At 37.5% G+C, this 22,496-nt stretch carries 21 protein-coding genes and 1 pseudogene; 16 read left to right on the forward strand and 6 right to left on the reverse strand.

Going from position 1 to position 22,496, the window contains the following annotated elements; all coding sequences use genetic code 11:
• Positions 1-88: 88 nt before the first annotated feature.
• Both ACSFVZ_RS04155 and ACSFVZ_RS04160 read left to right on the forward strand, forming a co-directional pair.
• The gene (locus tag ACSFVZ_RS04155; RefSeq protein WP_135926277.1) at positions 89-1,783 is read left to right on the forward strand and encodes an NAD-dependent malic enzyme; all 1,695 of its coding nucleotides are present in this window, start codon (positions 89-91) and stop codon (positions 1,781-1,783) included.
• Between the two features lie 136 nt (positions 1,784-1,919).
• Complete coding sequence (locus ACSFVZ_RS04160; protein ID WP_295508003.1) at positions 1,920-2,636, forward strand: SIMPL domain-containing protein; 717 nt, start codon at positions 1,920-1,922, stop codon at positions 2,634-2,636.
• A 1-nt stretch (position 2,637) separates the two neighbouring features.
• Here the strand turns inward: ACSFVZ_RS04160 and ACSFVZ_RS04165 are convergent.
• Positions 2,638-3,994: pseudogene (locus tag ACSFVZ_RS04165) on the reverse strand (DUF2254 domain-containing protein).
• A gap of 120 nt (positions 3,995-4,114) precedes the next feature.
• Here ACSFVZ_RS04165 and ACSFVZ_RS04170 point away from each other — a divergent pair.
• The 5 genes from ACSFVZ_RS04170 (at position 4,115) to ACSFVZ_RS04190 (ending at position 7,196) form a co-directional block, all read left to right on the forward strand.
• Entirely contained in the window at positions 4,115-4,489 is a 375-nt protein-coding gene (locus ACSFVZ_RS04170; protein ID WP_135924515.1) for an MAPEG family protein, read from the forward strand.
• 1 nt (position 4,490) lies between these two features.
• Entirely contained in the window at positions 4,491-5,396 is a 906-nt protein-coding gene (locus ACSFVZ_RS04175; RefSeq protein ID WP_435558177.1) for a substrate-binding periplasmic protein, read from the forward strand.
• Positions 5,393-6,031, forward strand: coding sequence for a sulfotransferase (locus ACSFVZ_RS04180; RefSeq protein ID WP_435558178.1), 639 nt, complete (start codon positions 5,393-5,395; stop codon positions 6,029-6,031). Before ACSFVZ_RS04175 ends, ACSFVZ_RS04180 begins: the two co-directional genes overlap by 4 nt.
• A 49-nt stretch (positions 6,032-6,080) precedes the next feature.
• A complete protein-coding gene (locus tag ACSFVZ_RS04185; RefSeq protein WP_135924522.1) occupies positions 6,081-6,653 on the forward strand; it encodes a MiaE family protein in 573 nt (190 codons plus the stop codon).
• 171 nt (positions 6,654-6,824) lie between these two features.
• On the forward strand, positions 6,825-7,196 hold the full coding sequence (locus tag ACSFVZ_RS04190; RefSeq protein ID WP_435558179.1) for a hypothetical protein: 372 nt from the start codon (positions 6,825-6,827) through the stop codon (positions 7,194-7,196).
• Here the strand turns inward: ACSFVZ_RS04190 and ACSFVZ_RS04195 are convergent.
• Positions 7,188-7,904, reverse strand: coding sequence for a metallophosphoesterase (locus ACSFVZ_RS04195; protein ID WP_435558180.1), 717 nt, complete (start codon positions 7,902-7,904; stop codon positions 7,188-7,190). The genes ACSFVZ_RS04190 and ACSFVZ_RS04195 overlap by 9 nt on opposite strands.
• A 285-nt stretch (positions 7,905-8,189) precedes the next feature.
• Here ACSFVZ_RS04195 and ACSFVZ_RS04200 point away from each other — a divergent pair, with 285 nt between their 5' ends.
• From ACSFVZ_RS04200 to ACSFVZ_RS04230, 7 genes are all read left to right on the forward strand, one after another.
• Positions 8,190-9,761 carry an ATP-binding cassette domain-containing protein gene (locus tag ACSFVZ_RS04200; RefSeq protein WP_435558181.1) on the forward strand — a complete coding sequence of 524 codons (1,572 nt, stop codon included), beginning with the start codon at positions 8,190-8,192 and terminating at the stop codon, positions 9,759-9,761.
• 208 nt (positions 9,762-9,969) lie between these two features.
• Complete coding sequence (locus ACSFVZ_RS04205; RefSeq protein WP_435558182.1) at positions 9,970-10,539, forward strand: hypothetical protein; 570 nt, start codon at positions 9,970-9,972, stop codon at positions 10,537-10,539.
• 494 nt (positions 10,540-11,033) lie between these two features.
• Entirely contained in the window at positions 11,034-11,429 is a 396-nt protein-coding gene (locus ACSFVZ_RS04210) for a response regulator (protein WP_135924536.1), read from the forward strand.
• Between the two features lie 7 nt (positions 11,430-11,436).
• Positions 11,437-12,330 (forward strand): AAA family ATPase, encoded by an 894-nt coding sequence (locus ACSFVZ_RS04215; RefSeq protein WP_253039369.1) that lies wholly within the window; start codon positions 11,437-11,439, stop codon positions 12,328-12,330.
• A 2-nt stretch (positions 12,331-12,332) separates the two neighbouring features.
• Entirely contained in the window at positions 12,333-13,295 is a 963-nt protein-coding gene (locus ACSFVZ_RS04220) for a DUF58 domain-containing protein (protein ID WP_435558183.1), read from the forward strand.
• Between the two features lie 2 nt (positions 13,296-13,297).
• On the forward strand, positions 13,298-15,235 hold the full coding sequence (locus ACSFVZ_RS04225) for a transglutaminase TgpA family protein (protein WP_435558184.1): 1,938 nt from the start codon (positions 13,298-13,300) through the stop codon (positions 15,233-15,235).
• A gap of 8 nt (positions 15,236-15,243) precedes the next feature.
• Positions 15,244-16,566 (forward strand): Na+/H+ antiporter family protein, encoded by a 1,323-nt coding sequence (locus ACSFVZ_RS04230; protein WP_435558185.1) that lies wholly within the window; start codon positions 15,244-15,246, stop codon positions 16,564-16,566.
• A gap of 19 nt (positions 16,567-16,585) precedes the next feature.
• On the opposite strand, the gene ACSFVZ_RS04235 is transcribed toward ACSFVZ_RS04230, so the two are convergent.
• Positions 16,586-17,425, reverse strand: a complete 840-nt coding sequence (locus ACSFVZ_RS04235; protein WP_435558276.1) for a response regulator — start codon at positions 17,423-17,425, stop codon at positions 16,586-16,588.
• 29 nt (positions 17,426-17,454) lie between these two features.
• Positions 17,455-18,558, reverse strand: coding sequence for a histidine kinase dimerization/phospho-acceptor domain-containing protein (locus tag ACSFVZ_RS04240; protein WP_435558186.1), 1,104 nt, complete (start codon positions 18,556-18,558; stop codon positions 17,455-17,457).
• A 169-nt stretch (positions 18,559-18,727) separates the two neighbouring features.
• Here ACSFVZ_RS04240 and ACSFVZ_RS04245 point away from each other — a divergent pair, with 169 nt between their 5' ends.
• Positions 18,728-19,639, forward strand: a complete 912-nt coding sequence (locus tag ACSFVZ_RS04245; RefSeq protein ID WP_435558187.1) for a gluconeogenesis factor YvcK family protein — start codon at positions 18,728-18,730, stop codon at positions 19,637-19,639.
• Here ACSFVZ_RS04245 and ACSFVZ_RS04250 read toward each other — a convergent pair.
• The gene (locus ACSFVZ_RS04250; protein ID WP_435558188.1) at positions 19,604-19,936 is read right to left on the reverse strand and encodes an Hpt domain-containing protein; all 333 of its coding nucleotides are present in this window, start codon (positions 19,934-19,936) and stop codon (positions 19,604-19,606) included. The genes ACSFVZ_RS04245 and ACSFVZ_RS04250 overlap by 36 nt on opposite strands.
• Positions 19,937-19,956: 20 nt before the next feature.
• Here ACSFVZ_RS04250 and ACSFVZ_RS04255 point away from each other — a divergent pair, with 20 nt between their 5' ends.
• On the forward strand, positions 19,957-20,991 hold the full coding sequence (locus ACSFVZ_RS04255; protein ID WP_435558189.1) for a glycosyltransferase family 4 protein: 1,035 nt from the start codon (positions 19,957-19,959) through the stop codon (positions 20,989-20,991).
• Here the strand turns inward: ACSFVZ_RS04255 and ACSFVZ_RS04260 are convergent.
• The gene (locus tag ACSFVZ_RS04260; RefSeq protein WP_235382118.1) at positions 20,960-22,408 is read right to left on the reverse strand and encodes a sigma-54-dependent transcriptional regulator; all 1,449 of its coding nucleotides are present in this window, start codon (positions 22,406-22,408) and stop codon (positions 20,960-20,962) included. The genes ACSFVZ_RS04255 and ACSFVZ_RS04260 overlap by 32 nt on opposite strands.
• Positions 22,409-22,496 lie beyond the last annotated feature (88 nt).

A 22,496-nucleotide genomic window follows, 5' to 3' on the forward strand; every position in this document is an offset into this window, starting at 1 on the left:
TGGTCTGACAAGGTGAATTGTCATTGCAATTTCGCCTTTAAGAGTAATAATGTCAGGTCATAATTATGACGCATCAAAGCTTGGAAATATGACTACAAATACCGATCCAAATTATCTTTATATTCCTTATTCAGGCCCAGGTCTGATCGAAACGCCACTATTAAACAAAGGCAGTGCTTTTTCACAAAAAGAAAGGGAAAGTTTCAACTTAGCCGGTTTACTGCCACCGCGTTATGAAACAATTGAAGAACAAGTTGAGCGTTGTTACCAACAGTATTCAAGCTTTAGCGATAATTTAAACAAGCACATTTATCTTCGTGCAATTCAAGATAACAACGAAACACTTTACTACCGTTTAGTACGTGATCATCTTGAAGAAATGATGCCAATTATCTACACACCAACAGTAGGTGATGCCTGTGAAAAGTTTTCAGACATTTACCGCAGTGCCCGTGGTCTATTTATTTCTTACGAAGATCGTTTCCAAATTGATGATATTTTACGTAACGCTACTAAAGGCAAAGTAAAAGTTATCGTTGTGACTGACGGTGAGCGTATTCTTGGTTTGGGTGACCAAGGTATTGGTGGTATGGGTATTCCTATCGGTAAATTATCACTTTACACAGCGTGTGGTGGTATTAGCCCAGCTTACACATTACCAGTGATGATTGATGTTGGTACTAATAACGAAAAACTGCTTAACGACCCAATGTATATGGGTGCTCGTCATAAGCGTATTTCGCAAGAAGAGTACGATGAATTCTTAGACCTATTCATCAAGGCTGTTAAACGTCGCTGGCCAAGTGTTTTACTTCAGTTCGAAGACTTTGCACAACCAAATGCAATGCCATTATTAAAACGCTACCGTGATGAAATTTGTAGCTTTAACGATGATATTCAAGGTACTGCTGCGGTAACTGTAGGGTCTTTATTGGCTGCATGTCGTGTTAAAGGTGCGAAACTTTCAGAGCAAAAAGTAGTATTTGTTGGTGCAGGTTCAGCAGGCTGTGGTATTGCTGAGCAAATTATCAGTACTATGGTTGCTGAAGGCATTAGCGATGAGCAAGCTCGCTCACAAATCTTCATGGTTGACCGTTTTGGTCTACTAACTGATGGTATGGAAGGTTTACGTGATTTCCAACAAGCGCTTTGCCAATCTAAAGAAGGTTTAAGTGAATGGACGTATAGCGGTGAGTACGCATCACTATTAGATGTAATGCACTGTGCACAACCAGATATCTTAATTGGTGTATCTGGCCAACCTGGTTTATTCACAGAGCAAGTTATTCGTGCAATGCATGCATCTTGCCCACAACCGATTATCTTCCCGCTAAGTAATCCGTCTAAGCAAGTAGAAGCACTTCCTTCAGATGTTATTGAGTGGACAGAGGGTCAAGCGATTGTAGCTTCGGGTAGCCCATTTGATCCGGTTGAGTATAACGGCCAAATTTTCCCAATCCCACAATGTAACAATAGCTACATTTTCCCGGGTATTGGTTTAGGCGTTATCGCAGCTAAAGCTACTCGTATCACTGATGCAATGCTGATTGTATCAAGTGAAACATTGGCAGAGTCTTCACCTCGTGCAAACACTGGTAAAGGCAGCTTGCTACCAGCGTTAACCGAAATCCAAGCGTTAAGTAAACGTATTGCCTTTGCAGTAGCGAAAAAAGCGATGGAAGAAGGTGTGGCACTTGAGTTAAGTGATGAGGCTTTATGGGCTGCAATCGAGAAAAACTACTGGCTTCCAGAATACCGTAACTATAAGCGCCGTAGTATCTAAACTATATCGCTTTGAGTGGTTAAAAAAAACAGGCTTTTAATGCCTGTTTTTTTATATCTGAATAATAGGGGTTGTTCATATTGAATTAACCCTTTAAGGTGATAATGAACGGAGTTTTTAATTAAGGAACAGTATTATGCGTAAGTTAGTTTTTACCGCTATGGCCGCCGCACTTAGTTTTAATGTGTTAGCACAAGCAACACCAGATGCGCCGCATATTTATATCCAAGGTAATGCAACGGTTAAAGCAATCCCTGATAACGTTAAGTTAACTGTAGGTATTGTTGAAGTAGATAAAGATTTAATTGCCGCTAAAAACAAAGCTGATGCAACCATGGCCAAAGCCATTAAGCTTGCTAAAAGCCAAGGCGTAGAAGAAAAGGGCGTTTATGCATCTAATATCTCAATTCAACGCCAAACAGAATACAACCGTGAAACAGGTAAACAGGAATTTGTAGGGTACAGAGTATCGCGTAGTCTGTCTGTTACTCTAACTGATATTAAAAAGTACCCAGTTATGCTTCAGCAACTAGTGAATGCGGGTATCAACGAAATTAATCAAACGCAATTTGTATCGAGTCGCTATGAAGAGCTACAAAAGCAAGCGCAAAAGCTAGCCATTAAAGATGCGCGTGCTGCTGCGAAAGAGTTTGCCAGTGATTATGGGGTTGAACTCAAAGGCCTTTATACTGCATCAAGCAGCCCACTCGATACAGGAAGCCAACCTTACATGCGTGCTAGCAAAATGGTAATGGCAGATGCTGCACCAGAAAACTATGTACCTGATGCATACAATGGTGGTGAGCTTACTATTAGCGCAAGCAGTTATGCAGTTTATTTTATCGAAAATTAGTCTATTTATTGTTGCTGGTAAAGCGCGCCAGCAACTTTTCACCTTGTTGCTCTGAAATACGGGCAATCGCTTTTAGCATATTAGTAATTTGTTCACGGTCGTAATCATTACTAATATGCGTATCTATATCTTCAATAATCGCCCCTAAGTAAATAAACAAACTCTTAGTCGCTTTTTCGTTATCAGATGCTCTAAACAATATGTTTTTAAACGCCTCAAGTACGTTAACCATTACATAGGCGTCATTTTTTGCATAATTGCGAATAGGTGTGAAGTTATCATGCAGCAGCTCATCGAATGATGTTTCATGTAAAAACAACTTAGGATGGTTATCATCGCATTGTTTAAGCGAATAATTCACATCATAAATGTCTAATCGCAAAATGAGTAAAATACTCAGCATATCAATAGCTTTTACTGCAGTACCTGGATCATTAATGCCCGGACTCATTGCCTTAACAGCAATCTCAGATATTTGCGTCATTCCATATCGGTAATGATCGCTAACATATTCTTCAATGTAAAAAATAAAGCATGCAAGTAGCTCATCAATGAGCTCTGGTTTGTCAGTTAAATCAGTATCGCATTTTAAAAATGGGTAACCTTTTACAGTAAAAAAACCTTGTTTAACAGAGATATAAATTTTAATGTCGTGCTCTTTACAGATAGCGCACAATTTATCGCTATGAGCGCCTTTAAAATAACCTTCCGTTTTACTTTTTATGCTGTACCAGTCGTCAAAGGTCGGAAAATCATCAACAGGATGTTCATGCTGCATAGCTTTAATACTGTTAAGTTCACTTTTAGTATTTTTGAATAAGTCATTCAGTACATTATCTACTTGGATAGCTCTGGATATAGAGTGAATAAAATAAACAAAGAAACCCAGTGAAATTAAGCCAAGTACCAGTGATATAAATATACCCAGTGAAGGGATGCCCATATTACCATTTCCTATGGTACGAATATTGATGAGCATTAGAATGGTGTAAATTATACTGCCTAAATAAAAGCCTAAAACTAGTTGATGAGATTTACGAGTTATAAGTCCGGGTAATACTCGAGGAGAAAGGCTGGCGCTGGCGCTATTTAAAACTACCATAACCATAGAGAAGCTAAATACAGTTAACGAGAATAATGCTTCCGGCTAAAGTACTTAGGATGGTACGTGCATTTTCTTCACTGTCTACTAGCAATACACTTAGGACTTTCTTAACACTCATTGCTGGATCAGAATACTCAACAGCTGTTGTAATTAAAGCAAAAGTCAAAAATACAACAGACAACATAGACGGATAAAATCCTATGCTGCTGATCATTTCACGGTAATTATCGGCTATTTTTCTTGGCGTAATCATGCACTTCCTTAAGAACTGTTAGACTTTAATTAGGATTTTGAGCTAACCTAGCAAATTATATGTCAGCCTAGCAATAAACAGTGCTAGGCGTCTAACTTTAAATAATAAATGGAATAAATTGTGATAGTTTCAACTTTTGCTGCTATTTTGGCTATTTTGTATATTCAACTTAGCTTTCGCGTTATTAAAATCCGTAAAGCTAAGCGTATTTCTTTAGGAGACGGTGGTGATGCAAGTTTACAAGCCGCGATCCGCACCCATGCTAATTTTATAGAATATGTGCCATTTTCTTTAATTCTGCTATTTTTATTAGAGTATCAAGGGTTACCCAGCCATTTTACTTATATTTTAGGTGCGATGTTATTAGTAGGTCGTTTTTGTCATAGTTATGCATTAGCAGATGAAAAAATGCAGCTACGCGTCGTTGGCATGGTTTTAACGTTTTTAATGATCTTCATAAGTTCGGTTATGTTATTAATAACACAGGTTTTTTAATATGATAAGAGTTGTATTTACGATTGCATTCGTATTTTTTTCGAATCAAGTTGCCGGCAGTACAGAAGATACAGCTCATGTCAAAAAATCAACTATTCCACCAAAAGTTTTAAATATAATTTATCCTAAAACCTTGCCCAGTTTAGTTGAAGACGTTTATTACCCACTTATTTTGTTGGATACAGCACTAAAACGCAGTGGCTACAAATACAAATTAACTGCTGCACCAAAGTTATTAGGTCAAAATAGGGTATTAAAAGAAATTGAACATGGCGGTGATATCGATGTCACCTGGACTATGACTAACAAAGTAAGAGAAGACAAGTTACTGCCGGTTCGTGTTCCTATATTTAAAGGCTTGTTTGGTTGGCGTTTAATGTTCACAACAGAGCCGAAACTACCTTATTTAAGCCGACTAAAAACCCTCGATGATTTAAAGAAAGTTTACTTTGTACAAGGACAAGATTGGCCCGATACCCAAATATTGCGTGACAATGGCTTGGTTATATCAACGTCAGGAAACTTTGATTCGTTGTTTGTTATGCTCGACAGAGGCCGGGGAGACTTATTCCCACGCTCTGTGCTTGAAATTGAAGATGAACTAGCAGTTTTTAAGCAACAAATGCCTCTGGTTGTTTTGCCTCATTTAATGTTGAAATACACCAGCCCAATCTATTTCTTCTTCAACAAAGACAACACCGCAGTTGCAAAAGCAGTCAATAAAGGCTTACGCATAATGATAGAAAGCGGTGAGTTCGATGAAATCTTTTTTAAATACAATGGTAAATTAATAGAAAACGCCCATATTCATGACAAGATTATTGTAGAATTAGAAAACAAAGAACTACCACCGCTAACCCCAGTAGGCGATAAGTCCTTATGGTTACCGATCCAAAAAGTTAAATGAACAACAAAATATTTATTATTGGCCTACCTCGCACAGGCACTACCAGTCTGTGCCATAGTTTTTTACAATTGGGCTATAAAACCGCCCACACAGCGTATACCGAAACAGCCTTAAAAGAAGCAGACGTTATTGCTGATACTCCTGTTTTTAGCGAATTCCCGTTATTAGATGCGCACTTTGCTAATAGCCGCTTTATTAACCTTGAACGAGATTTGTCTAAATGGGTACCTTCGATCCGTCAACTGCTGGCCCGAATGCACACCAATTTAATGCGAAGTGACGGAGGCTTTAACACGCATTTAAAGCGTTGCTACTTTGAGACATTTGGTAAATATTCGTTAGCAGATATTCAGTCTGATGAGTATTTGATTAACTGCTATGAGCAACATCAACAACGTGTTTCTAATTTCTTTAAAGACAAAAAAGCCAACCTATTAACGTTAAATGTTGCACAGCCACACAACGCTAAAGCGTTACAGATATTTTTAGGTACAGATGCAGATATACAGTTCGAGCAGCTAAATATGGGTGGTAAAGTAACGGCTTGGAATGATATTAAACACCCCGATAAAATTGCCTCCACCAGAAACGGCAAAATTGATAAGTCACTTGGTTACAATCACAAGATTTTATAACAGAAATACGCTAAAATCGCCGCCATTGTTAGTTAAGTAGTTCGTTATCATGTTTGAATTAAAATATCACACTCCATTTGAGTGGACAGAAGGTGTCTTGGCAGATTTTGATACCTTTTTACAAGATCATGCCGCTGCTGAGAAGAAAGCCTCAGGTATGGCAATGTCAATGCTATCGCATTATCCTGACCGTCGTAAGCTTGTAAAAGCAATGACAGACTTAGCTCTTGAAGAAATGATACATTTTAAACAAGTGCTTAAGTTATTAATGGAACGTGATGTTTCACTTGGTAATGACCAAAAAGATCCCTATATCAAACAAATTCGTGCGGTATTTAGAAACGGTCGTGATGAGTTTTTAATGGACCGCTTACTCGTTGCAGGTGTAATTGAAGCTCGAGGGCATGAACGCTTTTCATTGGTCGCTGAAGCATTGCCACCGGGCAAAGAAAAAGAGTTTTATGTTGCAATTGCAAAGTCTGAAGAAAAGCACAAAAACCTATTTGTAGAGTTAGCGTACGAGTATTTTGATAAACATGAAGTGGATGCCCGATTAGAAGAAATTCTTGTAGCCGAAGCTGAAATTTGTAAAAAAATTCCGTTTACCGCGGCACTACATTAATTTAAATACTTATGTATTAGGTTGTAAAACCTAATACATAAAATAGGTACTTATAAAACAATAATTAAGTATTTTGTAAATACTTACAACCAGCCCAATTGATTAAATAAACGGTAAATCATTCATATTATCTCCTATAGTTAAAATAGAGCTTTTAACAGGGATAGAAGTATGAAATGGATGATGACTCTTACAACCCTTTCATTAATTGGGATTGTTTTTACAGGTAACTCGATTTATACAGAGCTAAAACTATATAAGTCGAATAAAAAACCGACTGAAATCAGTGCTAGTATGTATCGTTCGCTAATTTGGCACAGTGATGTATATAAAGATAATGTGTTTTTATATACCGCTGAACAGTATTTTAGTGATGGTATCATCGACACCAGTGAATATATTAAATTAAACCGCTTAGCAAAAGAAACCTCAGGGCCACTTATATTTATTCAGCAAGATAATGAGCAATTATGGCATGCTCGTTTGGCCTATAAACAATATCTTGAAGTACATGCATTAACACATGTTGCAACCTTAGACTGAATTTAGCTGCGTAAATGCTTTAATGAGTGGTTTAAGTTCAACAATGGTAGGCTTGCCACTCAAATAATGAGTATCTATATGATAAGTGTTGCCAAGCCAATAAGGTTCAGCAGTGGTGTTATGGCCATGCACAGAAAAGTCTATGCTGGCATTTTTCTTTGTTATCGTTTGTTTCACAATTGTGCGATCCCACAACAACGATGCCGCGGCATATGGTTTATGCTCACTAGGAGCTTGCCAATTCCAATCTGCAGATACTGTGTGCGACAACCCTATTCGCATACCAGCATAGTCAAGCAAATAAGAAAGAGGGCACTGTAAAAGCTGCTCAGTTATCGCTTTTAATTCATCATCGGTTGCTTGAGTATGCCAACGCCCACCATTTTCAACCCATAGTGAATAGTAGCTATGATCATCGGCAAGTAGCGACTCAAGCATCATGTGCTCATGATTACCCAGTGTCATATAAACACCCAGCTCTTTAAAACGTGATAACAACGCAAAATTGTCGCTGCCTCTATCTATTGCATCACCAAGTGAAAATAAAACATCGTTGCTTTCATCAAAATCGACAGCGACTAAAGCTTGCTCAAACTTAGCTAAATTAGCATCGAGATCGCTGATAATAAATACACGTTTATTTTCGTTTACCTTAAGTTTTATTTGCGTTGGGTTATTGGCTATCGCTTGACAGTTAACGTGCTTCAAAATCCTTTCCTTTAATGCAATATCAAACAAACCCTAACATAAATTGTTGCCAATTTAATACTAACTGGCTAGTATGAAGGGCATAATTTTAGGAGTAATAGCCAACATGAACAACTAAACCTGTTATCCATTTTTACATTTTTCTTTGGAACAACAGGGCTAGTAGGCGTTGCTCACTCTTGTCAGTAGTATAAATCAATTACCATTTTGGTGGTCATACGCTTAGTTCAATTCGCTTTATAATTAAACGAATTGCATTACTGTCCCTGTATAACAGGAGGCAGTATGCCCAAATTACAAGCAGCCAACTTATCTTATCAACAGGCCAATGGCGGCCAAGTTCTGAATAATATTTCAGTGTCGTTAAATGCTAAAACAACAGCTTTAGTAGGGCGAAATGGTGTAGGGAAGTCAGTATTAGCATCGCTACTTTGTAATCGCCTTATCCCGTCGTCGGGTAATGTTGTTTGCAATGGTCAACTTGGTTTTTATGAGCAACTAGTTGATAGCCACACATTAAAAAATAAAACGATTATAGACGTACTAGGGCTTAACCACTATTTCAAAGCATTACAGCAAATAAATAACGGTCATTTTACAGAGCACGAACTTAACTTACTTGATGGATTTTGGGATCTGCCCGAGCGATTTTATGCTGAGTTAACTCGTTTAGGCATTTATGGTATTAATGAGAACAGTTGTGCAACAGCATTAAGTGGCGGTCAACTAAGCCAACTCAGATTATGGGCGCTATTTACCATACACCATGACATTATAATCCTTGATGAACCTTCTAATCATTTAGATAAACAAGGTAAAAGCTGGCTTTTAAATCACATAGAACAATTCACTGGGCAGCTACTTTTAATAAGTCATGACCGTGAAATACTTCAAGTAGCCGATGAAATATGGGAACTCACATCTATGGGGTTATCAGTGTTTGGCACCGGTTTTAGTGATTACGTTACCCAAAAAAACTACCAGGTAGCAGCGCTTGAAAATAAGCTATCTCATACTACTAAAGAGCAAAATAAACTGCTATTAGAGCAGCAGCGCAGCAAACAAAAAGCAGCAAAAAGAGCCGCTAAAGGTGTAGTAACAAGAAAATCTGGTAGCCAACCTAAAGTGCTTATGGATGCTAAAAAAGATAAAGCGAGCGCTAATTTATCTTCGCAAAATAAAAATACCGCAAAGCGAGAAGAGCTACTTAATAGTAATAAAAAACATATAGTTAGCCAGCTCGAACAAATAAAACAACAGCAGTTTTATTTTACTAATCCTGACATTAAACAACGCAACGCACTAAATCTTGAAAACGTAATTTTACAATATGGGTCGCAAACCCCCATTAACCTACAGATATTCAATAATGAAAAAATACACTTAATTGGTGTAAATGGCGCAGGAAAATCGACGCTACTAAAAACCTTAACAGATGAGTTAAAAATGAGAGCAGGGCACATACATAGGAATAGCCCGTTGTTGTATTTAGATCAGTACTTTTCCTTAATTAAGGCAGAGCTAACTTTGCTTGATAACTTAAAATCCTACTGTAAGACCCTTGATGAAAGCACCGCACGTACATTATTAGCAAGCTTAGGCTTTAGAAAACATGACGTATTCAAGCAAGCGACACATTTAAGTGGCGGTGAAAAAATGAAGCTTGCCATGTGTATCGTCAGTAATATTGAAAGCACCGCATTTTTGTTACTCGATGAGCCAGATAATCATCTAGACCTTGAATCAAAACAGCTCTTGGCTCAATCATTACAAAACTTTAAAGGCGGATTTATCCTAGTAAGTCATGATAATTACTTTGTAGAAAGCATCGGCTGTAATAGGCAAATTGTTCTATAAAATAGTCATTTAAAAATATGCGTACTAGGGTGGTTGTAGGTAGATTACAAGGAATGACAATGAAATTTAAAGCCACTAACCATGTTTTTATTGCTTCGGCTTTTACCCTTGGTTTACAAATTACCAAGAAGTCGCCGTTACACAATAAATTATGTATTGATTACGTTAAGATAAAACTTATCAAAACTTTCTCCAAAAGGACGTAAGAATGATCAAGTTTATAGAATGTGCTTTGATCATTAGCGGCTATTTACAGCCACTAATTACAATGCTCATTGGTTGTGCAGCGATTTACATAAGTGTTATAACTTTTAAAAATGCTAAAGAAACAAGGTTACATAATGAGTTTTTAGAATTAAACACACTTAAAAGAGATGCAATAAAGCTGATTTCAGAAATGACAGCTGATCAAACCATTTCGACTAATCGAGTTAGAGAGCTTTGCAATGAAGCTATTTTATTAGATCTTGACGAACATGAAGATTATGAGTTCATAAATGCTGAAGCTGAGAAAATCCTCGAAGAACACCTCGTTGTTTATAATGATGTTAAAACAAACCTAGAGCATTTAATTTCTGTCATTCACAAATCAACAAGTATAGATAATGTGATCAATACAATTCATAATCTTGAAGAAATAAAGCTCAAAAATAAAAGTGAAACTGATGCACTTTATAACGAATATAAATTTAGATTTAAGTTAAGACTTCAACAATTTGAAGTAGCCAAAAAAAGAAAATTGCTTATGGCAGAAGCTAATAATAAACCTAATCTTTGAGCTATTAAGTTTAACCATAGTTAATACAGACTTTGGCTATTAAGCAAGCTACAAGCCATCTAGGTGCTTTGAGTCATCTAACAATTTGTATGTCAGTAAAATGATCTCGTAATATGCTCATGGAAATGAAGTAAGTCAGGCTCAGGGTGATAGATTTACGAAATACAAATGAGCATTTTATAGAAACAAAGAAATCGTGAAAAACCAAATTAAGCAAAAAAGGGGCTAAAAAACCTTAAAATCTAACGACTAATGAGGCTGTTTATAAAGACAAATACTTTATTTAACATAATATAAATTATAGGAAGTAACGTATTTATACATAACCACATCTATACTCTGCGTGTGCTAAGTCCAATACTAGACGGTATCGGACATTGTGGTAGTGTTTTATCAACTTATTCATTTAATTCGTGGCTGTTTCTTGAGCTTAGCTACTCCATAGCATATATTAAAACTATCAACTTGAGATGTAACGATAAGATGTAAACGATATGGAATTTGTGAAACCGTTAGAACCAATTTTGATAATTGATGATATGCAAGATATCAGAGATTATTTAAATCAAATTTTAACTGGTCTGGGTTTTGACGATATTTTAGAAAGCCGAGATTTTGAATCAGCAAAAACTGTTATTGAGGAAAAGTCTCCAAATGTTATCTTTCTAGATATTGAGCTTCCTAATACAGACGGCACTGAGATCCTTGAATACTTAAATGACCATCACCCACATACTCATGTTGTTATGTGTTCCGGCCATAATAGTCTTGAGAATGTGCAAAATACTTGGGAACTTGGCGCTAAGGGTTTTATTGCAAAACCATTTAATGCCAAAAAAGTCGATACTGTCATGAAGCGCCTAGAAATGATGGAAACCATCGCAAGTTAAGTAGTTTATGAACTCAACAATCAATCTTATTATAGATGACCTATCTACTGTTATTCTTGGTAAACAACAACAAATTAAACTTGCTCTAGCTTGTTTGTTTAGCGAAGGCCATTTATTAATTGAAGATTTACCTGGGATGGGAAAAACCACATTATCTCATGCACTTGCGGCAGTCTTAGGGTTATCTTACCAACGTATTCAATTCACCAGTGATTTACTTCCATCAGATATACTAGGAACAAATATTTTTGATGCAAAGGAACATGCGTTTTCTTTTCATCAAGGCCCTGTTTTTAGTCAGGTTGTGTTAGCAGATGAAATAAATCGCGCGGGACCTAAAACACAAAGTGCGTTACTTGAAGCCATGGAAGAAAAACAAGTTACTGTTGATTCGGTTAAACATGCCCTGCCTTCTCCATTTTTTGTTATCGCAACACAAAATCCAGTAAATCAATCAGGTACTTACCCGTTACCTGAGTCACAATTAGATCGTTTTTTCATGCGTATTAGCTTAGGCTTTCCTGATAAACAAGCAGAAAAAAGCTTAATTTTAGGTTTGAATAACCGCAATTATGATGAATTACCAGTTCGCATTACCCCTGAGCAACTTGCTGTTATTCAAAAAGAAATATCTTCAGTTACATTGAGTAACGCGGTTGTTGATTATATTTTAGAACTGGTTGATTACACACGCCAAAGCTCTCATTTTGTTAATCCTTTATCGCCAAGAGCCAGTATTGCTATTTCGCGTGCAGCGAAATCATGGGCTTATATTGAAGGACGTGACTTTGTGTTACCTGAGGATGTTCAAGCTGTATTTAGCAGTGTGACTGATCACCGCCTTGGTTTGAACAATCAAGATAGTGGCTATGCATTAAATCATGTGCCTGTAAGCTTATAAGCATGTTAAAGCGCCCTGCTTTTATTATTTCTGAAATTGGCCAATCCATTTTCAATAAATTTTTGAAGAATAAACATAACGTTAATGAGATCTCTCTTCAACATAAAAACATTTATGTATTACCTTCTAAATTAGGCATGAAGTTTTTACTCATTGCACTGCTTAACTTTGTGATGGGCATCAATTATCAAAACAATCTGATCTTGGCGATGGCCTATTTGATGGTAGTTATTTTGGTGTTCTCGATTCTCACTGGTTATAAGAATATGCGCGGTTTATCTGTTAAGTATCTTTTTGCTATAAATAGTTATGCTCCAAAATCTCCCTATGCGCGTTATCAGTTACAATCAACCTCTAGTAGCCGACAAGTAAAATTAATGATATCTGGCTCAGAGTCAGAGACTATATCGCTGGATAACTCGGACAAAAAAACCATTGAAATAGCACTTAACTGTACTAAACGTGGTGTTTACGGTCTTGAAAAAGCAAAAATAATAAGTCACTTTCCATTTGGTTTAGTGTCTGTGTGGAGTTATATTCAGCCGAGTGATGTGATCTATGTTTACCCTACTCCTAAATCAGCAGAAAACTTAGATATTGAGTTACATGAAGAGCTGAACGATGCAGGTGATAATGCACAATCTAGAACAGGTTCTGATGAGTTTTATCAATTAACACCTTTTATTAAAGGCTCAGCTTTGAATAAAGTATCATGGAAACACTATGCAAAAACACAGCAATTGTTGAGCAAAGAATTTACCAGTGATACGACTCAAGAGTTAGCGCTTAATTTTAATATGCTAAGTGGTAATACAGAGTATCGCTTATGTCAGCTATGTTTTTTAGTTAATCAACTTACAGAACAACAAATCGCTTTTTCATTAACTTTGCCAAAAAAGAAAATTTCAAAAGCGTCTGGTGATGTCCATCAAACAGCTTGTTTAAAAGCCTTAGCGGAGCATTAGTTGTGAATTTATCGCTTATTAATGCCGTTTTATCATTCCTATTTATAGCAATCAGTGGCTTATTATTTAGTGAGATCCCTATCTCGTTTTTATTCATATTAGTCGGCTTAAGTTTTTTTAATCTCGTGTTAGACCGGTTTTATAAAAAACTCACTGCACTGATGGCAAATATCCTTGCGGCACTGTGTTTAATTGCTCTTTTTGTAACTGTAGGGATTAGCGATACAGTTAAACTGTTTGTATCTATGATGTTACTCGCTAGCACTTTTAAATTGTTGCAAGCAAAAGCTGTAAAACACTATCAAACCGTATGTTTACTGGTGTTTTTTAACCTTTCCACGGTATATTTGTTCTATCAAGGCATTTTAGAGACCTTTATTGTCAGCTTCCTTTACATCATTAACTTTGCGGTTCTGGGTTATTTATCAAGCCCTAAAAGCTTTAAGGCTGCCAATAAGCAAAGTATTACAACAGTTTTACTCGCATTACCAGTATCAGTTTTTTTAATTTTATTTCTACCTAAACTCCCTGCATTTTGGCAACTTCCGGGGCCAAAGCTTGCAAAAACTGGTTTATCTGAACAAGTTGACCCTTTTGCAATTGCAAAGCTTGCAGAGTCTGATGACCTTGTGTTCAGAGTTGAAGAGCAGCCGAACTCGACCTTACAAGCGCCCTATTATTGGCGCAGTTTAATTCATGATGCCTTTGATGGTCAGCAATGGTTAGTATCGGACATTTTGAAGTCTCAACAATTTAACAACAATCGTAGTGTCAATATTGAAGAACCTAAGGTTGAATATAATGTTATTGCCGAGCCGTCATCATCGAACTGGCTTTTTGCGTTAGGGTTTGCCACGAGTAGTCATAATAATGTGGCGAGCACATACAACGGTTTGCTAAAACGTAAAGGCAATCTAAATAAAAATATTAAATATGCTGCGCAAAGTACGCAAGTAAGTTATAGCCTAACTCCTTTTGAGCAGCGGCTTTATACACAACTTCCCGTTGAAAGTAACCCCAAGACTCGTGAGCTTGTAAATAATTTAGCCAATAAAAATACTACCGCACAATCGTATTTCAATGCTCTATTAGGCTATTTTAATACGCAACAATTTAGCTATACCCTAACTCCTACTCCTATGCTTAATAAAAACACCATTGATCAGTTTGTGTTTGAAAATAAGAGTGGGTTTTGTGGCCACTACGCCAGTACAGCAGCTTTTATGTTTCGTGCGGCAGGTTATCCAGCACGCGTTGTATCAGGCTACTTAGGTGCGGAACGACAAGGCACAACCCTTAATATTTACCAATATGATGCACATGCATGGGTTGAAGTATTTTACTATGAGCGTTGGCATGTTTTCGATGCAACTGAAGTTGTTGCACCTGAACGTCTCAACGGTTCGTTGTCAGAGTTTCAAGCATTGAGCGAACGGTTTAATGATAATTTAAACTTTGGCTTAAAGCGCTGGAGTCACTTAAAAGCGATTAATTGGCTTCGTATAAAATTAGAAGAGCTTGATTACAAATGGACAAATTGGGTTTTAACTTTTGACGAGCAATCGCAACAAAACTTATTTAAAGCGCTTTTTGGTAATAATGCATTTTGGTTAACTCCATTGGTAATAATGGTAACTCTCGCACTTTGTTTTACCAGTTACTTTTTATACAGCAAGCGTTTACCTCGCAGTTCTGAACCCCTTGTTTTTGAACTGATGCAACTTTATCGCTGGGCTGAAAAACAACAAATTCACTACGATGAAACAAACACTCCTTTGCAAAATATCGCTTTGATGAAGCGCTCAAAGCCAACAGTTGCCAGCAAACTAGCTAAATTTGAACAAATATTCATCGAAGTACGTTATCAGCAACAGGCTTTTAATCAAAACCGCAAAAAGCAGGTACGACTTCTGTTACACTCCATCAAAACAGCAAAATAGAGAAAACCATGAATGCAGTAATTATTGGCGTTATTTTGATGCTGGTACTAACACTTTGCCGAATTAACGTTATTGTCGCAATGACACTGAGTGCGATTGTTGCTGGTCTAACTGCCGGGCTTGGTCTATCAGAAACACTGAATGCATTTAATGACGGGCTCTCTGGTGGTGCAGAAATCGCATTAAGCTATGCCATGTTAGGGGCATTCGCTGTGGCTATTTCAAAATCAGGATTGACCCGAATACTTGCTTCAACCCTGTTAAAACAGGTGAATGAGCACAGCCATAAAGGCGAAACAACGCTAAGTTATTTTATTTTAGTTATTATCTTACTTTGCGCGATCTCTTCGCAGAACCTAATCCCAGTGCATATAGCCTTTATTCCGATATTGATCCCACCGTTGCTAGTGATATTCAACAAACTGCGCTTAGATAGGCGTGCTATTGCGTGCATTTTAACTTTTGGTTTGGCAACCTCGTACATGGTTTTGCCCTATGGTTTTGGTGGAATATACCTATATTCAATTTTACATAAAAACTTAACCGATAATGGTTTAGAAATTGTGAATACCCAGGTGCCCATGGCAATGATCATCCCTGCACTTGGCATGGTTGTAGGTTTGTTAATCGCAGTGTTTGTTAGTTATAAAAAACGCCGTGACTATGCTCCACACCCGCTTACTGAAACACCTCAAAATGTTGTTATCGAACAACCTAAAAAAGTGCTTATTGTGGGAATTGCAGCTGTGCTTTGCTCGTTAATAGCTCAAAGTGTTAGCAATTCGATGATATTAGGTGGACTAGTTGGTGTAATGATTTTCAGTTTATTTGGAGTTGTTAAGTGGGAACAAAATAGTGATGTTTTTAGTAAAGGCGTTGCTATGATGGCGATGATTGGCTTTATTATGATTTCTGCACAAGGGTTTGCTTCGGTAATGCAAGCAACAGGTGATGTCACCTCCCTTGTTAGTTCAGCTGCTGGTCTTATGGAAGGGAATAAACCACTTGCTGCTGCATTAATTTTACTTGTTGGGTTACTAATAACGATGGGCATTGGTAGCTCGTTTTCGACGGTGCCTATTATTGCCACCTTATTTGTACCGTTGGCATTAGAACTAAACTTTTCAGTAATGGCCACTGCGGCGCTTGTTGGCACTGCAGGGGCATTAGGTGATGCAGGCTCCCCCGCATCAGATTCTACACTTGGGCCAACATCCGGTTTAAATGCAGATGGGCAACATGACCATATATGGGATTCTGTGGTACCGACATTTATTCATTTTAATATTCCGTTGCTGATCGCCGGTTGGATTGCAGCTATGGTATTGTAAAAGGCCCTTCGGGGCTTTGTTACTGACTAAATAGCACCCTCAAAGCCCTATTTAAATCATGAAAGCGAATCGGTTTAGTTAATACTTTGTTCATTCCCGCATCTATACAGATTGCTTTATCTTGATGCGAAGCATTGGCTGTTAACGCTACTATGGGTAAGGTCATCTTTAATTCATCACGAATGTATTTTGTTGCGGTTATACCATCCATAACGGGCATCATCATGTCCATAAGAACTAAATCAAAGTGTTGTTGTTGTAACTTTTCAATTGCTTGTTGGCCATGATCAGCCAATGTGACATGGTGATTAAGCTTTTCTAAGAAAGCTTTAATCAACACTTGATTGGTCTTATTGTCTTCAGTTACCAAAATAGCGATAGGCTCTAATGTGTTTTCGTCGTCAACTACTTTGGTATCAGCACTTACAACCGTATAGGGGATCTGAATAGTAAACTTAGTACCTACATTTTGTTCACTAACAACTTTAATATCCCCTTTCATTAGATCAACAAGGCTCTTTGTTATGCTTAAGCCAAGACCAACCCCTTCAATCTGCCGGTTTACACCATAGTCATGTTGTTTAAAGGCATCGTAAATTGAATCAATATGCGAAGGAGATATTCCCTGCCCGGTATCTGATATTTCAAAGTGTAGGTATTGGTCAGTGTAATCTGCTACAAAATTAACCGTCCCCACTTTGGTAAACTTAAAAGCATTATCAAGAATATTAAAAAGTATTTGCCCTACTCGCGCACTATCAATATTTATTTTATCCGGTAAGCCGTCTTTGATTTGTGTAGAAAAAACAACATTAGTGCCTTGTGTTATCTCTAAAAACTGTGATGCAATATTCTTCACCAAGGCATTGATGTCGGTTGCTTTAATGTCTAAACTAATGAGCCACTTTCAATTTTAGAAAAATCCAGTACGTCACTAATTAAATCAAGTAATAAATCGGCACTTGAATTAGCATAATCAAGCCAGCGGCTTTGTTTGTCGCTAAGTTTTGAATCAGCAAGTAAATCTAACATTCCGACTATCGCATTCATAGGGGTACGTATTTCATGTGACATCACGGTTAAAAATTTAGATTTAGCAAGATTCGCTTCTTCTGCCTTTTCTTTTGCTAATTGCAAAGCTTGCTCACGGTCTTTGTTTACTGTGATATCTTTTGCAATTCCGAGGTAGCCTCTAAACTGACCCTGCGCATCAAACTGTGGCTTGCCACTAAATGATACCCATGCCGATGGTGAGGAGTTAACTTCAAACTCAAAATCAAGAAACTCAGCACGCTCGGCTAAAAGGTGCTTAAAGTGAGACCATTTTTTAAGCTGTTTTTGTTCTTGCTGAGTAATGATCGCATCGAAATTTTTATGTAAAAAATGACGTTTATATAAATTACTGTGGCTAGCTGTGGTCAGCACATTAATAAACCGCTCTTCTTTATTGGTGCGCCAAAACCATTCACTGGCAAAGTCTCTAAATAATTCTGACAGCTCTCCAAGGCGAGTTAATAACGAGGTTGAATGAAATTTTTGCCTATTTAAACGTGTTAATTGTGAATACTGCCATGCTACTTGCTGTAATAGCACATGGAGCGCTGTTGATGCTTTTTTAGAAAAATAGTCACTTTCTTTAACTGAAAAAAACACAAAACATTGCATGCTTTCTTCAGACAAGGCGACTTTAAATATCAAGGCATCATTAAGTGGCTCTGAGCTTAGGAAAACATGGTTAGTATTAAAAAAACACCATTCGTCGTTACTGGATTTTAGTATTTCCTTTAGTAATTGTTCATCAAATTCAAGGTGTTTTGTGGTTCTCATTTCGAAAGATGCTTTGTCATGTTCGATATTGATTAAACAAAGTTCGTTAAAAGTAAAGTACGGCGCTAATACATGTTCAAGCTGCGCTTTCAACGCTCGACTGTCATTTATACCGTGAAACTTCCGAAGTTCACTCTGTAACTGTTGTAAATTTAATTCAGCCATTGCTTTTCCACGTTGATATTGCGTCGCATATTGCAAATAAATGCCCCACTTTTAGTGTAGACACTAAACCTAGAAAATAAAGTATTTAAATTTCATCACCTTATAAAACTTAACCTTTTGGTACAGACTATGCTTTTAAGTAGCATTGAACGAATAAGGGGTAAGAATCATGAAAATAGTATGCATTGGTGGTGGCCATGGTTTATCTCATATGCTCAGTGCTATAAGACCTCATTGTGCAGAACTAACTGCGATTGTAGCAACAACCGATAATGGTGGTAGCACTGGCAAGCTAAGAAATAGTCAAGATGTTGTTGCATTGGGTGACATACGGCGCTGTTGTTTACAGCTTGCAGATAATGACTCACTTATTCATCAAGTATTTCACCACCGTTTTAATGGCGGTGAACTCGATGGCCACAGCTTGGGTAATTTAGCATTATTAAGTTTAACGCAACAAACAAACTCTGCGACTCAAGCAGTAGCATGGTTTAACGCAATGTTAGGAAACTCTGAAACTATTTTACCCATGTCAGATGAACCTACCGATTTACTTGCGGTGTTACCTTCTGGTTTAAAAGTACTTGGCGAATGCGAAATTGATTCTCTGGCGGAATTACCCGATTACGTCACCCTCTCTCAAAATGTAAATGCCGCACCAGGTGTTATTCAGGCAATAGAAAACGCAGATATGCTTATTATTGGCCCAGGCAGTCTGATTACCAGTGTTATGCCAGCCATGTTAGTAGAAGATATTGCCAAAGCCGTGCAAAACACATCGGCATGTAGAGTGTTTATTGAAAACATCGCTAAAGAAACCAGTGTTATTAAATCGCTCGATATGAAACCTGTTGACTGGCTTGAAGGCATGCTGGGCTATAGTTTTTGCGATTTAAGTATTTCTTTAGATGCACTTAGTGAAATTGTTTCTCATTTTAATGATGTGGTGAAATCGGCTAATCAACAACACGATATAGAGCAGTTAAGCACGGTGTTTGGAGAAATCCTAAAAATGCCGCTCAGTTTAGAGACTGAGCATGAGCAATTAATTCGCGCTGATCAAGCTCTGCGCGTGGGTTGAGGTCTGTGTAAATTGATCTTGCAAAGTACTGATTAGGCTAACAAGTTGGTCATCGAATTGTGCTGCTTTAGCTTTCATTTCAATTTGTTCGGCAAGTTTTCCGACAGCTAATGCACCATAGCTCAGGCTACTGCTTTTTAAGCTATGTGCATTAATTTCGATGTCAGTTTGCTTGTTTGGATCAGCTAGGCTTGAAACAATTTGACTGGATTCAGTGATATAGACTTGCAAAAGCTGTTTAGCTAAGTCATCACCAACATCCTGTTTTAACTGAGAAAATGTAGCATTATCTATCATGGTCTCACCTTGGAGTGAATATGAAATACAGTGTTATTTTATTTGTTGATTCAAGCCTGATAGGTGGAATCGAAAGTCACCTAATTGCTTTAAATAAGCTTTTAGAACGAAACAATATTAAGAGTTCAATCCTATTTTATCAAGATCATAATAACCGGGATTTTTACTATCGCTTAGAGCAAGAAAATATCGTCTATGGTTTTGCTGGCGGGAGCTTAAAAAGTTTAAACGATATTTTAAAATCGTTTCCTCGTTCAGCGTTACTGCACACCCATGGGTACAAGGCAAGTATCATGGGTAAGTTAGTATGCCGCTGGCAAAACCGCCCTTGCATTTCGACTTACCATGCTGGAGAAGTTGGCCGTGGTAAAGTCTTTTTATATAACAAGCTTGATAAGCTTTTAAGCTTCTTTTCTAAAAATTTTGCAGTTTCAAATCAATTAGCTGCCGATATTTACAATGCCGAAGTACTTGAAAACTTCATTTCTATTCCTAATACTAACCAGACATTAGAACCTAAATGCAAAAGCAATTTAAATGTTGGTTTTGTTGGTCGGCTTTCAATAGAAAAAGGGCCCGATATATTTGTAGATGTTGCTAAGCAATTTGCCACTAGTTCTTTAAATTTTCATATGTTTGGCGATGGTCCTATGCGTGACGAACTTGATCTTTCTTCAGTATCCTTTCACGGCATGTGCGAGCAACATGAAATTTGGCAAAAACTCGATGTATTAGTGGTCTGTTCTAGGGCTGAAGGACTGCCAATGGTAGTGCTTGAGGCAATGTCGCATGGCGTATTAGTTATTGTCTCTCCTGTTGGGCAATTACCTCATATTGTGAGTCACTTAACCAATGGGTTATTAATGGCAGATAATTCTGCGCAAGCGCTATCTAAGCAATTAAATAATTTAATCAATTTAACCCCTGACCAAATTACTTACATGCTTACTAATGCACATACTTTGGTCAGGCAACGGTTTGGTGGAGAGCAACAATTCAAGCAACTTAACCGAGTTTATCGAACTAGCTTACTTGCATCTCTTCCCAGCTTTTAATTTTTCGGTATAAAGTTGAAGGGCTCACATCTAATAAAGCAGCTGCTTTAGGAATGTTGTTATCACATGCTTGTATAGCTTGTTCAATGTAACGTTTTTCAACAAGCCATAATGGTTCAATGTCTGCTTGAGTGAACGTCAACAAAGTGTCATTCATGGTAGCTTGTTCAGTATGCAAGCCTGTATCTACAGCAGTAATAATGACTTCTGGTTGCGGTACTTGATGCAACGATGCTAATTGATTCTGATTAGAGGATTGAGGTAATGCGGGGATCATATCCACTTCGATATATGATTCATCATGTAACACCATAATATTACGAATCGTGTTCTCTAATTGACGAACATTACCAGGCCAACTGTAGCCCAAAAATAAGTTTTTTACGCCTTCAGACATCCCTTTATATTGGCGCTTTTCTTCTTTACTTATTTTTTTAAATAACGCATCAGCAATTTCTATAACATCTTTGCCCCGTTGTTTTAGTGGCGGTAAGGCTATTGGAATAACGTGTAAACGATAATAAAGATCTTCCCGAAAGCGACCTTCTTGTACTTCTAGTAACGGGTCTCGATTGGTAGCGCAAACGAAGCGTACATCCACTTTCACTTCTTTTTCACTGCCTACTTGTTGATAACATCCCGTTTGAATAAAACGCAGTAGTTTGCTTTGTAAGTTGATATCCATCTCACAAAGTTCATCAAGAAATAACGTGCCGCCATCAGCTTGACCTGCAGCTCCTTCTCGATTTGCTATAGCACCTGTAAAAGCGCCTTTTAAGTGTCCGAATATTTCGCTTTCAATTAAGTCTTTAGGAATAGCTGCACAGTTTAGAGCAACAAAAGGCTTATTAGCTCGAGGTGATGCTAAATGCACAGCACGTGCACACAACTCTTTACCAGTACCACTTTCACCGGTGATGAACACGGTTGCTTTACTTGCCGATGCAGATTTTATGATTTGATAAACTGACTGCATCACGCTTGAGCTACCAATCAAATCAAAATATTTACCATTTTCGTATGTAGTTTGATAACTTTTTACCGTTTGCTTTAAGTCTTTTAATTTAAGCGCGTTATTTACGGTGATCCTAAAACGATCGGCTTCTATTGGTTTTTCTAAAAAGTCACTCGCGCCGAGTTTAATGGCTTTAATGGCCATTTCTTTGGTGCCATGACCTGTAAGAACAATAACTTGTGGTGCGGTGTCTGAGTCTAACGAAGATAAAATATCCAAGCCATTTATATCGGGTAGCATGACATCTAAAATTATTAAGTCAGGCTCGAATTCTTGTAATGCACACATTGCTTGCTCACCGTTATAAGCGATGCGTGTTTTCACTCCCGTTGGAATCAGATAAGACTGATACATCAAGGCGAGTGACTCAGTATCTTCAACAATGAGTATTTTAGGTGGCATTACTGGCTTCCTTTTTATAGTTTTTATGCTGAGATAAAGTGATTATTTTACAGCTCCTTACTAGTAGCTTAGTGCTTAATTGGTGACT

Origin of the sequence: Pseudoalteromonas nanhaiensis (genome assembly GCF_051235485.1) — a bacterium.
GTDB lineage: Bacteria > Pseudomonadota > Gammaproteobacteria > Enterobacterales > Alteromonadaceae > Pseudoalteromonas > Pseudoalteromonas lipolytica_C.

Excerpts from the sequence above, each read along its gene's own strand:
- ACSFVZ_RS04155 (WP_135926277.1), top strand. The coding sequence starts at position 89 with ATGACTACAAATACCGATCCAAATTATCTTTATATTCCTTATTCAGGC.
- ACSFVZ_RS04160 (WP_295508003.1), top strand. The coding sequence starts at position 1,920 with ATGCGTAAGTTAGTTTTTACCGCTATGGCCGCCGCACTTAGTTTTAAT.
- ACSFVZ_RS04175 (WP_435558177.1), top strand. The coding sequence starts at position 4,491 with ATGATAAGAGTTGTATTTACGATTGCATTCGTATTTTTTTCGAATCAA.
- ACSFVZ_RS04180 (WP_435558178.1), top strand. The coding sequence starts at position 5,393 with ATGAACAACAAAATATTTATTATTGGCCTACCTCGCACAGGCACTACC.
- ACSFVZ_RS04185 (WP_135924522.1), top strand. The coding sequence starts at position 6,081 with ATGTTTGAATTAAAATATCACACTCCATTTGAGTGGACAGAAGGTGTC.
- ACSFVZ_RS04190 (WP_435558179.1), top strand. The coding sequence starts at position 6,825 with ATGAAATGGATGATGACTCTTACAACCCTTTCATTAATTGGGATTGTT.
- ACSFVZ_RS04200 (WP_435558181.1), top strand. The coding sequence starts at position 8,190 with ATGCCCAAATTACAAGCAGCCAACTTATCTTATCAACAGGCCAATGGC.
- ACSFVZ_RS04205 (WP_435558182.1), top strand. The coding sequence starts at position 9,970 with ATGATCAAGTTTATAGAATGTGCTTTGATCATTAGCGGCTATTTACAG.
- ACSFVZ_RS04210 (WP_135924536.1), top strand. The coding sequence starts at position 11,034 with ATGGAATTTGTGAAACCGTTAGAACCAATTTTGATAATTGATGATATG.
- ACSFVZ_RS04215 (WP_253039369.1), top strand. The coding sequence starts at position 11,437 with ATGAACTCAACAATCAATCTTATTATAGATGACCTATCTACTGTTATT.
- ACSFVZ_RS04220 (WP_435558183.1), top strand. The coding sequence starts at position 12,333 with ATGTTAAAGCGCCCTGCTTTTATTATTTCTGAAATTGGCCAATCCATT.
- ACSFVZ_RS04230 (WP_435558185.1), top strand. The coding sequence starts at position 15,244 with ATGAATGCAGTAATTATTGGCGTTATTTTGATGCTGGTACTAACACTT.
- ACSFVZ_RS04240 (WP_435558186.1), bottom strand. The coding sequence starts at position 18,558 with ATGGCTGAATTAAATTTACAACAGTTACAGAGTGAACTTCGGAAGTTT.
- ACSFVZ_RS04245 (WP_435558187.1), top strand. The coding sequence starts at position 18,728 with ATGAAAATAGTATGCATTGGTGGTGGCCATGGTTTATCTCATATGCTC.
- ACSFVZ_RS04250 (WP_435558188.1), bottom strand. The coding sequence starts at position 19,936 with ATGATAGATAATGCTACATTTTCTCAGTTAAAACAGGATGTTGGTGAT.
- ACSFVZ_RS04255 (WP_435558189.1), top strand. The coding sequence starts at position 19,957 with ATGAAATACAGTGTTATTTTATTTGTTGATTCAAGCCTGATAGGTGGA.
- ACSFVZ_RS04260 (WP_235382118.1), bottom strand. The coding sequence starts at position 22,408 with ATGCCACCTAAAATACTCATTGTTGAAGATACTGAGTCACTCGCCTTG.